Consider the following 12,375-nt stretch of genomic DNA (forward strand, 5'->3'; position numbering starts at 1 on the left):
GGAACGGCACGGCTCGCGCGCCGCGCCGCCCGGTTGCGTCGGCCGTGTCACGCGCGGGTGAACCTTGCGTGACGGTCCGCGGCCCCGCGCGCCGGATGCGTGCGGGGCACCGCCCGACCTGGTAGACCCGAGGTATGAGCACCGAACGGACCGCCGACCGCGCCGCCGTCACCGAGCGCGCGAAGAAGGCGCACGGAACCCTGGCCACCGACGACGACAGCCGGCTGTCGAGCGAACGACGGCGCGAGCTCCTGGCGGGCGGCGACGCCTCCCGCGCCCCGCAGTCGCTGTCCAAGACCGAGCTCCACCCGATCGAGGGGGACTCCTCCGGCACGTCCTGGGACGACCCTGACGAGCTGTGACGCTCTCTCAGGAGTGCGCGTGACCGCTACCCACCCCTGACAGAGGTTCGCGAAGTCCGCCGAGGAGCTTCGCAGCCCTCGGTCCGTGCCTCGCCGAGAGCCGCCCACGGGACGCCGCTACCGTGGGTCGGCGTGTACGACAACCCCGCGGCGGCCGGCGTCCCCGGGCCTCCGGCCGTGACGAGTCTCGACCGATCGGGCCGCGGCCTGGCGTACGGGCTGTGGGCCGGCTTCCTCGGCGCCGCGGTCCTCGGGCTCCTCTACCTCGTCGTCCTCGCCGTCGGCATCGTCGTCGTGGGTGCCGGCCTGCTCCTGCTCCCGCTCGCCGTGGGCTGGCTCGACCGCGTCGCCCGCGTGTTCGCGGACCGCGCGGGGCCGGCTGTCGGCCACCGCCTGGAGCTCCCCGCCCGCGGCGCCGGGACGGGCTCGGTCTGGCACCGGTTCACCCGCACCGTCTGCTCGCCCGCGACCTACCGGATGCTCCTGTGGGCCGTCGTCATGGGTGTCACGGGCGTCGTCGTCGGCTCGCTCGTGGTGCTCACCGTCTTCGCGTTCGCACGCGAGCTCACGGTGCCCCTGTGGTGGTGGGCCGTGCCGCCGGGGCACGCCAACTCCGCGCTGGGGATGCCCATCGGCACCTGGTCCGAGGCGATCGCCACCACGGCCACCGCGCCGATCTATCTCGCGCTCGCGCTGTGGGTGCTTCCCCAGGTCGCCGTCGGGCAGGCGAGGCTGTGCGCCGCGGTGCTCGGTTGCACGGCCCCGACCCGCGCCACGAGAGTCGCGACGGCACCGGCCCCGGGCACCGACCAGCCCCACCTCGTCTCCGGCGGCGTCGCCCCCGGGCGTGCCGCCCGCGTCGAGCGCCTCACCCCGCGCGAGACCGAGGTGCTCGCCCTCATGGCGTCCGGCATGGACAACACGGCGATCGCGGACCGGCTCGTGGTCAGCCAGGCCACCGTCCTCAAGCACGTCCGCTCGATCTTCGGAAAGCTCGACCTGCCGCCCGGGGAGAGCGGGCACCGGCGCGTCCTCGCCGTCCTCGACTACCTCACCGCCGAACGGAGCGGTAGCGCTGGCGCTACTCCGGGGCCGAGGTAGCGCCAGCACTGTCGAGGCGGCGGGCCGCCGTCCGTACGGTCGCGGTCATGAACACACCGCAGACCCGCTCCGCTCGTCCCGCCTACGCGTCGCCGGTGCTCTGGGCGCTGATCATCGTGCTCGGACTCGCCAACGTCGCGCTCCAGCTGGCGCGAGGACTGGACTTCCTGATCCAGGACAACTGGACCTGGGCCGGGTTTGCGATCGGCATGGTCACCCTCGCGCTCGTGCTGTGGGTGGTCGTGTCGTTCGTCCGGACGCGCCTGCTCCACGGCACGCGCCGCGGCTGACCCTCCGGCGAGGGTTCACGCGCCGGCGTCAGCGGGAGACCGGCAACCGGTCGGCACCGACCGGGACGAGCCGGGGCATCCCGGCCGGGGCGGCGTGGCTCAGGGCCAGGTACCGCGCCTCGGCCCGGTGCAGGCGGATGTGCTCGTCGAGCGACCAGCCGGGACCGTTCGTGAGCGTCATGCCGCACGAGCAGCCGATGGTGATCCGGCCGTCCGCGTGATCGACCGCCGTCCCGATGGTGACGTGCGACGCCTGCGCCTCCTGCTTGGCCTGACGCATCGCGGGGGAGACCGCGACCGCGACGCCGTCGGTCGCGTCCCCGAGCACGAGGTCGTCGGGGCGGTCGGGTGTCGCGGAGGTCGTCACACGCCGAGCGTACGGGACCCGGCGAGCGCGGCCGCGCGGCCCGGTCACGTTGCGGCGCCGGCGCGCGTCAGGGCACTGTGAACACGATGGACACGACCGGGTTCGAGGCCCAGCGGGCGCGCCTGACAGCTGTGGCGACCAGGATCCTCGGAGCGAACGCCGAGGCGGACGACGTGGTCCAGGAGGCGTGGCTGCGTCTCGACCAGGCGGAGGGAGTCGAGGACCCGCCCGCCTGGCTGACGACCGTCGTGACGCGGCTGTGCCTGGACAGGCTGCGCCGTCGCCAGACCCGCAGCGCGGCCGAGGGGGCGGCCGGACGGAGGTCGATCGACGAGGCGGCACACGTCGACCCGGAGGCCGACGCGTTGCTCGCCGACCAGGTGGGCGACGCGATGCAGCTCGTGCTGGACACGCTGGCGCCCGCGGAGCGGGCGGCGTTCGTCCTCCACGACGTGTTCGGCTACTCGTTCGACGAGATCACCGGCTTCCTCGGGCGGTCGCAGACCGCGGTCCGTCAGCTCGCGAGCCGTGCCCGCCGCAAGCTGCGCGGCGCACCCGAGCCCGTCGCCGAGCGGAAGGCGCGTGCTGCGAGCCGCGAGGTCGTCGATGCGTTCCTCGCGGCCGCGCACGGCGGGGAGCTGGGGGAGCTGCTCGACCTGCTCGCCCCCGACGTCGTCATGCGGGCGGACGAGGTCGGCCAGCAGATGGGCGCGCGCCCCGTCTACGACGGCGCGGGGGCCGTCGCGGCACGCTTCCGCGGGGGAGCGCGGGGAGCGAGGCTCACGTGGGTCGACGGCGAGCCGGGCCTCGCGTGGGTCGCCGGCGACGAGGTCCGGGTCGCGTTCGCGTTCCAGGTCTCCGAGGGTCGGGTGCGGGAGATCGAGCTCATCGCCGACCCCGAGGTCCTGGCGACGATGTCGCTCGTCGTGGCGTGAGCGGCTGTCGCTGCGGCGCACCGCCTCGGAGCCCGTGACGTGGCCCCGGCCGGCTGTCGCGGGCCGCGTCGTTCGGCGTCAGGGCTGGAGGGCCGGGGAGGGCTCAGCTCGTCACGGCCGGACGGGCGCCGTCGTCTCGCCGACCACGAGCGTGGTCGGCAGGACGGTCTTCGCGACGGACCCCGGCGCCGCGAGCTGTGCCAGGACGGCGTCGAGCGCGGCCCGACCGAGCCCGTGCTCGTCCTGGGCGACGTGCGTGAACGACTGGACGGCGTCGTCGTAGGTGTGGTCGGGGGCGTCGAGCGAGACGATGGAGACGTCCTCCGGGACGCGCCTGCCGAGTCGCAGGCATGCGCGCCGCAGGAGGAGGCTCACCGAGTACTCGCCTCCGACGAAGCCCGTGAGCTCGGGGTTCGCTCGCAGGTACTCCGTGAGCGCGGCGACGTCGTCGTCGACGGAGACCTCGGGGTGCGGGACGGTCGAGCGGACGTCACGGAACTCGTGACGCGCGTCGTACGGGTGACCGTGGGCCGCGTGGGCGTAGACGAAGCCGGTGTGCCGGTCGTCGAGGGACGTCACCTCGCCGGCGGAGGTGACCAGCCCGATGGCGCGATGACCCAGCTGGAACAGGTGCTCGGCTGCCAGCCCGCCGGCCTCGACGTTGTCCGAGCTGACGGTCGAGATCGGCAGCCCGACGAGGTCCCGGTCCAGCACCACGAGGGGGTGCTGACGGTGGACGAGGTCGAAGAGGGCGGGTGGGATCCAGCCCGACGAGCCGGGCAGGAGGATGAGCCCGTCGGCTCCCAGCTGGCGGTACTGGTCGAGCAGCTGCTGCTCACGGTCGTGCCGTCCCTCGCTCCGCGACAGGACGACGTCGGCGCGGCCCACGGCGGCGTCGAGCAGCCCGTGGAGCATCCGGGTACCGAAGCTGTCGTCGAAGTTGGTGACGATGCAACCGATCGTCGGGAGGGCGCGGGTGCGACCCGTCGTGGCCGTCGCGCTCGTCACCACGGAGCCGATCCGCGGCCGCCGCTCGATGTAGCCGGCCTCCTGAAGCATCCCGAGCGCGTGCTTCACGGTGATCACAGAGACGCCGAACTCCGTGGCGAGGTCGTTCTGCCGGGGGAGCCGGGTGCCGACGCCGAGGTCGCCGCGCTCGATCCGTTCGCGGAGCCCGTCGAAGACCCGAGCGTACAAAGGTGCATTCACGATCCAGGCTCCTCGCCCCGGCGGCGGCGCCGCCTCCCTGGGTATACCTAGCACATCCGTGCGACGGAGGTCTTGGCATATTGAGCGTGGTCGATATGCTGAGAGCTCCATCGGAGCACAAGCGGAAGTGGAGCAATGAAGCTGACACGACTCACCCGGACCACCGCGGTCCTCGCAAGCGCCGCAGTCGCGCTGACGCTCGGGGCAGTCCCGGCGGTCGCCCACGAGCACAGCGAGGGGCACGCCGACGCGCGCAACGCCGAGACTCGCCAGCGCGACGTCGACCGCGCGGTCGCCGCCTACCGCGCGATGCAGGAGCACCTGTACGCCGGCGACGGCTCGCAGCTCTATCTCGAGCGGACGGTGCCCACGGCGGACGACCGCACCTACTCGTTCGAGTGGCCGTTCTCGCAGGCGCACGTCGCGACGCTCGACCTGACGGGCATACCGGGTCGGGTCGGGCGGAGCTTCGAGGACGACCTGGCCGACCGGAAGGCCGGCCAGGAGCGGTACTGGAACGCCGCGGGCGGGACCACGGGCAAGCCCGGCTACGACTCCTACGCGCGCGCACCCTACGGCGACGGGGGCGACATGTTCTACGACGACAACGAGTGGGTCGCTCTCGCCAAGGTCCAGGAATACCTGCAGACCGGTGACCGCTCGGCGCTCGGGCGCGCGAAGCAGATCTTCTCGCTCGTGGAGACGGCCTGGGACACCGACACGACGCACGCCGCTCCTGGCGGGGTCTTCTGGACGCAGGCGCCCTGGAGCACCGACCGCAACACGGTCTCGACGATCCCGGGCGCCGAGCTCGCGGTCCGGCTGTACCTCATCACGAAGGACCAGTCGTACCTCGAGTGGGCGAAGCGCAGCGTCGCGTGGACCGATGCGAACCTGCTGGCCCCCAACGGCCTGTACTGGGACAACGTCAAGCTCGACGGCACGATCGACAAGACCCAGTGGTCGTACAACCAGGGCACGCCGATCGGCACGTACACGCTGCTGTACGAGGCGACCGGGGACCGCTCGTACCTGAAGAAGGCGCAGGCGATCGCGGCTGCGTCGCTCGCGTACTACCAGGCGGACGGGCGGCTCGAGGCCCAGCCCATCTACTTCAACTCGATCTACTTCAAGAACCTGCAGCTGCTCGAGTCCGTCACCGGCGGGCACGTGTACCGCGACGCCCAGCAGGCGTACGCGGACGGCCTGTGGTCCGCCGTGCGCGACCCTGCGACCGACCTGTTCCCCGTCGGCGGGACCGCCACCACGCTGCTCGACCAGGCGGCGGTCGTGCAGCTCTACGCGACCCTCGCCTGGCCGAAGGGCAAGGCGACGATCCTCTACTGAGCTCATAAGCACGAGAGGCGCTTCCCGTTTCCGGGAAGCGCCTCTCGTGGTGAAGCTGGTGGGCGATACTGGGATCGAACCAGTGACCTCTTCCGTGTCAGGGAAGCGCGCTACCGCTGCGCCAATCGCCCAGGGATGCGGAGCATCCGATTGCTGCGAGGTGGAGACGGGATTCGAACCCGTGTATACGGCTTTGCAGGCCGCTGCCTCGCCTCTCGGCCACTCCACCTTGAGACTCGTACCCACAGGCCCTGGAGCCACGAGGATTCGTTCCTCCGAGCGGACGACGGGACTCGAACCCGCGACCCTCACCTTGGCAAGGTGATGCTCTACCAACTGAGCCACGTCCGCACGCTGCTTGAGCTCCGGGGGTTTTCCCCGGCCTCTCGGCGCGTTCAGAACTTTAGACGACTTTGGGCCCCGGAGCCAAACCGGCTCCCCGATGTGTCCGCAGGTGACACGCCTGAAGTCCTCTGCGGCCCGGAATCCTGCGGATCCTGGACCTCGTGCACCCTTCCGGCGACGTCGTGGCTACGGTGGCGCCGTGACCGAGGACCAGCACGACACCTGGGGGACCGCCGCCTTCGCGGGCCTCGCGGGGCGCGACGTCGTCGACTCCGTCGACCTCGCGGCCGCCCCGGACGCGCTCGACACGGGCGGCCCCTGGTTCGTCGTCGTGCCTTTCGAGGGCGGCGGGAGGGCGTGGCGCTTCCGCGACGTCGGCACCACGCCGTCGCCCGCGCCCGACGACGCCCCGGCGTCCTGGGCGGGACCGCTCCCGGGTGCCTGGCGCACGTCCCTGGACGAGCGCGCCTACCAGGACGCGGTCGCAGAGGTCCGTCAGTCGGTCCGCGAGGGCGAGGTCTACCAGGTGAACGTGTGCCGGGTCCTCGAGGCCCCGCTGCCAGCCGACGGTGCGCACGAGCCCGACGCCCGCGCACTGGCGCGCGTCCTCGCAGCGGGGAACCCGGCGCCGTACGGGGGCTACGTGCACGTGCCGGCGACCAGCGGGTGCGACCCGGTGTGGGTGGTCTCGGCGTCGCCCGAGCTGTTCCTGTCGCTGCGCGACGGCGTGCTCACGTCCGGGCCGATCAAGGGGACCGCCGCGACGCCGGACGGTCTGACGGCCAAGGACCGGGCCGAGAACGTCATGATCACCGACCTTGTCCGCAACGACCTGCAGCGCGTGTGCGAGCCGGGCACGGTCGAGGTGGTCGACCTTCTCGCCGAGGAGGCGCACCCGGGGCTCGTGCACCTCGTCTCGCGCGTGGCCGGGCGCGTGCGGCCCGGCGTGGGCTGGGCGGACGTGCTCGCGGCGACGTTCCCGCCGGCCTCGGTGTCGGGCGCGCCGAAGTCGTCCGCGCTCCGCGCGATCCGTAGGCTCGAGCCCACGCCGCGTGGTCCGTACTGCGGGGCGGTCGGCTGGGTCGACCCGGCGCGAGGTCGCGCGGAGCTCGCCGTGGGGATCCGGACGTTCTGGTGGTCCGACGGCGTTCTGCGGTTCGGGACCGGGGCCGGGATCACGTGGGGTTCCGACCCCGCGCGCGAGTGGGACGAGACGGAGCTGAAGGCGCGGCGCCTGGTGGGGCTGGCGTCGTCGGGCACGAGGCAGAGCAAGGAGGACGGATGACGACGACGGTGTGGGTGGACGGCAGGCTCGTCGGCCCCGACGAGGCGACGATCGGTGCGCTCGACCACGGGCTCACGGTCGGTGACGGGGTCTTCGAGACGTGCGGCGTGCAGGACGGGCAGGCGTTCGCGCTGACCCGGCACCTGCGCCGCCTCGCACGCTCCGCGGCCGGACTCGGTCTGGAGGCGCCCGACGAGGCTCTGGTGCGTGACGCCGTCGGGCAGGTCCTGGAGGCCGCCGGGCCCGAGGCCGCCCGGCTGCGCATCACGGTCACCGCGGGCCGCGGGCCGCTCGGCTCGGGCCGGACGCCCGGGGCGCAGACGGTGATCGTCGCCGCGTCGCCGGGCCTGCACCACGTGACGTCGTCGGTCGTGCGGTCGCCCTGGGTGCGCAACGAACGTTCGGCGGTCGCCGGCCTCAAGACGACGTCGTACGCCGAGAACGTCGTCGCCCTCGCCCACGCGACGGCGCGGGGCGCCGACGAGGCGCTCCTCGCGAACACCGTGGGGGAGCTGTGCGAGGGGACGGGCGCGAACGTGTTCGTCGAGTGCGCCGGCGAGCTGGTCACTCCGCCGCTCAGCAGCGGTTGCCTCGCGGGCATCACCCGCGAGCTCCTGCTCGAGTGGGGTGCCGCCGAGGGGCTGCCCGTGCGCGAGGCCGACCCGGGCGAGCTCCGCTTCTCCGTGCTCGACGACGTCACGGCCGGCCGGGCGCACCTCCTCGTCACGGGCAGCGTGCGCAACGTGACGCCCGTGGTCCGTCTCGACGGTGTCGAGGTCGCCGCAGGGCCGCTCAGCGAGCGCGCGGCGGAGCTGTTCGTGCGCCGTCGGGGGCAGCACGTCGATCCGTGAGGGGTGTCGGTTTCGCACCACGCGCGCGAGCCGCTATTCTTGAGCGCGCACCTGGTGCACCGGCCTTGCCGGTGAGGTCCAGCGTGTGACCTGGGCGATTGGCGCAGTGGTAGCGCGCTTCGTTCACACCGAAGAGGTCACTGGTTCGAACCCAGTATCGCCCACCCCGAGAAATGCCCCTGACCAGCGGAGATGTTGGGCAGGGGCTTTTCTGTTCCCCGGCCGGGGTATCACGTCGCCCGTCTTCGGGCTCTCCGTGGAGGGGCGAGGGAGCCAGTTCCGTCGCCGTGACCAGCGGAGGACGGTATGAACGACTTCTACGTGACGGCGCCCGGGGAGGTCGCGCCGCCGGTGCCCCGGGGCCCGATGCTGTGCGACGGGCGTGACATGCGCATCGTGCACAACGCGTTCCTGTGGGGGTACCAGCAGGCTCCGGTTCTCGTCCGCGACGTCGCGCCGGGCGACACCGCTCGGAGCGCGTTCGTCGGGCGCTGGCTCGGCGACCTCGACGCGACGCTGCACGTCCACCACGAGGGCGAGGACCAGCTTCTCTGGGACAAGCTCGAGCAGAGGGCGCCGGCGTGCGCCCTGCACGTCGGGCAGATGCGCGCGCAGCACGCCCAGGTCCAGGAGTTCCTTCGCCAGGCTGCTCCGATGCTCGTCGCCTGGACACGGACGGCCGACCCCGACATCGGCGAGGCCCTCGCGACCGCGTACGAAGAGCTGCTCGGCGTGCTCTCGACGCACCTGCGCCGCGAGGTCGTCGAGGTGGTCCCGGTGGCCGAGAAGGTCGTGTCGCAGCAGGAGTGGGAGCAGCTCGCCGAGCACGGGCTGGGCGCGATCCCGCGCTCCCGCCTCATGCCGCAGCTCGGGATGCTGCTCGCGAGCACGCCGGCGCAGGAGCGCCCGGGGTTCGTCGAGGGGATGCCCAGGCCGGTGCGGGTGATGTACCGGCTGTTCGGGCGGCGGCAGTTCGAGAAGCAGTACCGGCTCCTGTTCCCGGGACAGCCGGTGCCGCGGACCCCCTGACGACGGCGCACCCGACGCTCGGCGCGCGGCGGGCCGTCAGAGCGTTCCCGCTCGCGGCCACCACGACGGCAGCTGGGCGACGATCTCGTCCCGGCGCCGGGCCACGTCGTCGTCGTCGCTCGCCGCCCAGCCCGCGAGCGCCGCGGTGGACGCGCCGGCGAGGACGTCGGCGGCGACGCCGTCGGCGCCGGGGACGTCGTGCCCGGCGGCCGTGAGGGTGTCGACCATGCGTTGGGCGCGGGCGCGCAGGGTGGTGCGGGCGCGTTCGGCGAAGGCGGGCCAGGCGAAGAGGCGCCGGTAGGCGGCGCGCTCGCGCAGGATCGTGGTGAGGGCGCCTTCGAGGGTGCCGTCGTAGACCTGGGCGAGCCCGGCGGGGTCGGTGCGTCCGGCGACGGCGTCGTCGTCGACGGCGGAGAGGCGGTCGAGCTCTTCGGCGAACGCGTCGAGGGTGGCGGCGTCGAGGTCGGGCCAGTGGCGGTAGAAGGTGACGCGGTGGACACCGGCGCGCCGTGCGACCTCGCTGGGCGTGAGCTCGGCGAGCGGTCGTTCGAGGACGGCTGCCCGGACGGCGGCGAGGAGTCGGTCCCGGGTGGGGCCGGGGTCGTCGGTGGTGTCCGCCATGTCGTCTCCCTGGTGTGGTGAGGGTTCAGTGTCTCGCGGCTGGGCGCGCTCTGCTACACCTGTAGCCGCTACAGGTGTAGCCTCGAAGGTGCTTCTCGCGCCGGCAGCGACGCCCGGAGCCCGGTCCGGGCCCACCGGACCGCATCAGCAGAGCGGAGACACACCATGACGACGACAGACCCCACGACCTTCCCCGTGCTCGACGAAAAGGTCGTCATCGTGACCGGCGCGGCGATGGGCATGGGGGAGGCGACCGCCCGCCTGTTCGCGGAGGCCGGAGCCCGCGTGGTCGTCGCGGACTTCAACGAGGAGAAGGGCCGTGCGGTCGCGGAGTCGATCGGCGAGGCGGCGCGCTTCGTGAAGGTCGACATCTCGAAGGCGGACCAGGTCGAGGCCATGGTGGCGCAGACGGTCGAGGCTTTCGGCCGGCTCGACGGCGCCGTCAACAATGCCGCACTCACCCCGGACGACAAGCTCGCCAGCGAGTTCGACGAGGACTACTGGGACCGGCTCATGGCCGTCGACCTCAAGGGCACCGCCCTGAGCATGAAGTACGAGCTGCGCCAGCTCCTCGCGCAGGGCGACGGCGGCTCGATCGTCAACATCTCGTCGGTGTCCGGGTTCCGACCCCAGCCCGAGAACATCGCGTACGTCGCGGCGAAGCACGGCGTCGTCGGCATGACGAAGGTCGCGGCGATGGAGAACGGCCCGCACGGCATCCGCGTGAACTCGGTGGCGCCCGGAGCCATCGACACCCCGATGCTGCGGGGCGCGCTCGAGCAGTTCGGCTTCGACCCGGCCGAGTACGCACCCCAGCTCAGCCTCCTCAACCGGTTCGGTCAGCCGCGCGAGATCGCTCAGGCCAGCCTGTGGCTCGTGTCCGACCTCTCGTCGTACGTCACCGGCACGACGCTGCACGTCGACGCCGGTTACACGAGCCGCTGAGCCGCCGCGGTTGCGAGCGGATCCCGGGTCGGTAGCGTCGAGGACGGCGTAGCGCCGACCGGCGTCACCGCACGTCAGGGCGCTCTCCGGGCCGACCGGGGGGCGCCCTTCGCGCACGCGCGACGAGTGACCGCGAGAGGAGGCCCATGGACCAGAGCAGCACACGGACCACGCCCACGCGGCGGACGAGACAGAGCCGGGCACGTCCACCGGTTCACGGGGTGCGCGCATGACGGCGGCTCGGGACGTCCGCGACCGGCTCCGGCGCGCGTGGCTGCTTCACCCCCGCTGGTCCCTGGCGCTCCGGGGTGCGATCGCCGCCGCCCTGGCCTGGGCGGTGGGCATGCTGGCCCCTGCTCCGTTGTCCGAGTTCCCCTACTACGCGCCGCTCGGTGCGGTGGTCGCGACGACGAGCACCCTCGTCCGGTCGGTACGCGAGTCGCTGCAGACGGTCGGCGCCCTCCTGCTCGGCGCGGCCGTCGCCGTCGGGACCGATGCCGTGCTGGCGCCGGACGCCCTCTCGGTCGCCGTCGTCGTCGGCCTGGCGCTGCTGTGCGGGGGGTGGCGCGTGCTGGGCGACAAGGGCGCGTGGGTGGCCAACTCGGCCATCTTCGTGCTCGTCCTCGGTCAGGGAGACAGCACGCAATACATCGGGGCGTACGCCGGGCTGGTGCTCGTGGGGGCCCTGATCGGCATCGCGGTCAACTTCCTCCTGCCGCCGCTGCCGCTCACACCTTCGGACGCGGCCCTCGACGACCTGCGCGACGCGCTCGTCGAACAGGTGGACGACCTCGCCGACTGGCTCGAGCACCGCGGGCCGCTCGATCCGGGCGAGTGGGAGCGACGACGGCGGGCACTCTGGCCGACGGTCGAGGGCGCGCGGCGGGCCGTCGCGCGCACCCATGAGGCCCGACGCGGGAACCTCCGGGCGCGGCACCATGGTCAGCGCGTCACCACCTTGGCTCGCCGCGCCGACGTGGTCGTGACCTCGGCGGAGGTCGTGGACGAGCTTGTGAGGCTGCTGGTCGGCTGGGAGTCGGAGGGCCGTGAGCGCGTCGCCCTGGGTCCGGATCTCCGTCCCGAGCTCGCCACGGCGCTGCGCGCGTTCGTCGCCGCGCTGCGCGCCCCCGGCTACGACGACCTGCGGGCCGCGGCCCAAGGCCCGGACCCGAGCCCCGAGGAACAGTTCGGCGACGCTGTCGACGGGCTGCGGGACGAGGTGCGGCACGCGCGCACCACGTCCGGGGACGACCACCTCGTCGCGAGCGCCATCCTCGTGGTCCTCCGGCGCGGTTCGCTGGCGCTCCTTCGCGACGGCTGACCACGGACCGCGGACCGCTGACCGGCCGAGGTTGCAGGTCCCCCCTCGGTCGGTAGCGTCGAGAAGGGGCGCAGCCGCGCCGACCGCGTCCACGCAGGAGGGTGAGTCATGGGGACCGAGGACCAGGCCAAGGACGGGCTCGAGGGTGCCGCCGAGAAGGCCAAGGACGGGATCGAGGGGCTGCTCGACAAGGCCAAGGAGTTCATGACGGACGAGAACGTCGAGAGCGCCGCGGAGAAGATCAAGGGCCTCACGCCGGACTCCGTCGACTCGTTCGTCGACAAGGCCGCGGAGCAGGCCAAGAAGCTCAACGGCTGACCTCGCCGCCCTGGAGGGTGCGGGACCTCGGCCGACACGAAGGACCCGC

14 protein-coding genes and 4 tRNA genes are annotated in these 12,375 nt (G+C 72.9%); 12 read left to right on the forward strand and 6 right to left on the reverse strand.

The genetic code is table 11. The features are described 5' to 3' along the window. Positions 1-134 precede the first annotated feature (134 nt). The 3 genes from ACFT5B_RS15265 (at position 135) to ACFT5B_RS15275 (ending at position 1,753) form a co-directional block, all read left to right on the forward strand. Positions 135-362 carry a hypothetical protein gene (locus tag ACFT5B_RS15265; RefSeq protein WP_386799723.1) on the forward strand — a complete coding sequence of 76 codons (228 nt, stop codon included), beginning with the start codon at positions 135-137 and terminating at the stop codon, positions 360-362. Between the two features lie 132 nt (positions 363-494). After that, positions 495-1,463, forward strand: a complete 969-nt coding sequence (locus ACFT5B_RS15270) for a sensor domain-containing protein (RefSeq protein WP_386799725.1) — start codon at positions 495-497, stop codon at positions 1,461-1,463. A 47-nt stretch (positions 1,464-1,510) separates the two neighbouring features. Continuing rightward, on the forward strand, positions 1,511-1,753 hold the full coding sequence (locus ACFT5B_RS15275; protein ID WP_386799727.1) for a hypothetical protein: 243 nt from the start codon (positions 1,511-1,513) through the stop codon (positions 1,751-1,753). A 28-nt stretch (positions 1,754-1,781) separates the two neighbouring features. Here ACFT5B_RS15275 and ACFT5B_RS15280 read toward each other — a convergent pair whose 3' ends face one another. Beyond that, positions 1,782-2,120 carry a hypothetical protein gene (locus ACFT5B_RS15280; RefSeq protein WP_386799729.1) on the reverse strand — a complete coding sequence of 113 codons (339 nt, stop codon included), beginning with the start codon at positions 2,118-2,120 and terminating at the stop codon, positions 1,782-1,784. A gap of 86 nt (positions 2,121-2,206) precedes the next feature. Here ACFT5B_RS15280 and ACFT5B_RS15285 point away from each other — a divergent pair, with 86 nt between their 5' ends. Continuing rightward, positions 2,207-3,055, forward strand: coding sequence for a sigma-70 family RNA polymerase sigma factor (locus ACFT5B_RS15285; RefSeq protein WP_386799731.1), 849 nt, complete (start codon positions 2,207-2,209; stop codon positions 3,053-3,055). A 111-nt stretch (positions 3,056-3,166) separates the two neighbouring features. Here ACFT5B_RS15285 and ACFT5B_RS15290 read toward each other — a convergent pair whose 3' ends face one another. Continuing rightward, positions 3,167-4,264 (reverse strand): substrate-binding domain-containing protein, encoded by a 1,098-nt coding sequence (locus ACFT5B_RS15290; protein ID WP_386799733.1) that lies wholly within the window; start codon positions 4,262-4,264, stop codon positions 3,167-3,169. Positions 4,265-4,399: 135 nt separating this feature from the next. Between ACFT5B_RS15290 and ACFT5B_RS15295 the strand changes: the two genes are divergently transcribed. Continuing rightward, positions 4,400-5,611 (forward strand): glycoside hydrolase family 76 protein, encoded by a 1,212-nt coding sequence (locus tag ACFT5B_RS15295; protein WP_386799735.1) that lies wholly within the window; start codon positions 4,400-4,402, stop codon positions 5,609-5,611. A gap of 56 nt (positions 5,612-5,667) precedes the next feature. Here ACFT5B_RS15295 and ACFT5B_RS15300 read toward each other — a convergent pair. The 3 genes from ACFT5B_RS15300 to ACFT5B_RS15310 all read right to left on the reverse strand — a co-directional run bounded on the left by ACFT5B_RS15300 (position 5,668) and on the right by ACFT5B_RS15310 (position 5,962). Then, a tRNA-Val gene (locus tag ACFT5B_RS15300) sits at positions 5,668-5,742 on the reverse strand. 27 nt (positions 5,743-5,769) lie between these two features. Continuing rightward, positions 5,770-5,840: transfer RNA gene (locus ACFT5B_RS15305), tRNA-Cys, on the reverse strand. A 49-nt stretch (positions 5,841-5,889) separates the two neighbouring features. Continuing rightward, positions 5,890-5,962, reverse strand: a tRNA-Gly gene (locus ACFT5B_RS15310). A 193-nt stretch (positions 5,963-6,155) separates the two neighbouring features. On the opposite strand from ACFT5B_RS15310, the gene ACFT5B_RS15315 reads away from it, so the two are divergent. The 4 genes from ACFT5B_RS15315 (at position 6,156) to ACFT5B_RS15330 (ending at position 9,121) form a co-directional block, all read left to right on the forward strand. Continuing rightward, the gene (locus ACFT5B_RS15315; RefSeq protein ID WP_386799737.1) at positions 6,156-7,241 is read left to right on the forward strand and encodes a chorismate-binding protein; all 1,086 of its coding nucleotides are present in this window, start codon (positions 6,156-6,158) and stop codon (positions 7,239-7,241) included. Then, complete coding sequence (locus ACFT5B_RS15320; protein ID WP_386799739.1) at positions 7,238-8,092, forward strand: aminotransferase class IV; 855 nt, start codon at positions 7,238-7,240, stop codon at positions 8,090-8,092. The genes ACFT5B_RS15315 and ACFT5B_RS15320 overlap by 4 nt, the downstream gene beginning before the upstream one ends. Positions 8,093-8,184: 92 nt before the next feature. Beyond that, positions 8,185-8,256, forward strand: a tRNA-Val gene (locus tag ACFT5B_RS15325). Between the two features lie 142 nt (positions 8,257-8,398). Continuing rightward, entirely contained in the window at positions 8,399-9,121 is a 723-nt protein-coding gene (locus ACFT5B_RS15330; RefSeq protein ID WP_386799741.1) for a hemerythrin domain-containing protein, read from the forward strand. A gap of 36 nt (positions 9,122-9,157) precedes the next feature. Here ACFT5B_RS15330 and ACFT5B_RS15335 read toward each other — a convergent pair whose 3' ends face one another. Then, positions 9,158-9,742 carry a TetR/AcrR family transcriptional regulator gene (locus ACFT5B_RS15335; RefSeq protein ID WP_386799743.1) on the reverse strand — a complete coding sequence of 195 codons (585 nt, stop codon included), beginning with the start codon at positions 9,740-9,742 and terminating at the stop codon, positions 9,158-9,160. 165 nt (positions 9,743-9,907) lie between these two features. On the opposite strand from ACFT5B_RS15335, the gene ACFT5B_RS15340 reads away from it, so the two are divergent. The 3 genes from ACFT5B_RS15340 to ACFT5B_RS15350 all read left to right on the forward strand — a co-directional run bounded on the left by ACFT5B_RS15340 (position 9,908) and on the right by ACFT5B_RS15350 (position 12,326). Then, complete coding sequence (locus tag ACFT5B_RS15340; RefSeq protein WP_386799745.1) at positions 9,908-10,687, forward strand: SDR family NAD(P)-dependent oxidoreductase; 780 nt, start codon at positions 9,908-9,910, stop codon at positions 10,685-10,687. A gap of 229 nt (positions 10,688-10,916) precedes the next feature. Further along, the gene (locus ACFT5B_RS15345) at positions 10,917-12,008 is read left to right on the forward strand and encodes an aromatic acid exporter family protein (RefSeq protein WP_386799747.1); all 1,092 of its coding nucleotides are present in this window, start codon (positions 10,917-10,919) and stop codon (positions 12,006-12,008) included. Between the two features lie 108 nt (positions 12,009-12,116). Beyond that, a complete protein-coding gene (locus ACFT5B_RS15350) occupies positions 12,117-12,326 on the forward strand; it encodes a hypothetical protein (RefSeq protein ID WP_386799749.1) in 210 nt (69 codons plus the stop codon). Positions 12,327-12,375: the final 49 nt, after the last annotated feature.

Origin of the sequence: Luteimicrobium sp. NPDC057192 (assembly GCF_042670205.1) — a bacterium.
Taxonomy (GTDB): domain Bacteria; phylum Actinomycetota; class Actinomycetes; order Actinomycetales; family Cellulomonadaceae; genus Luteimicrobium.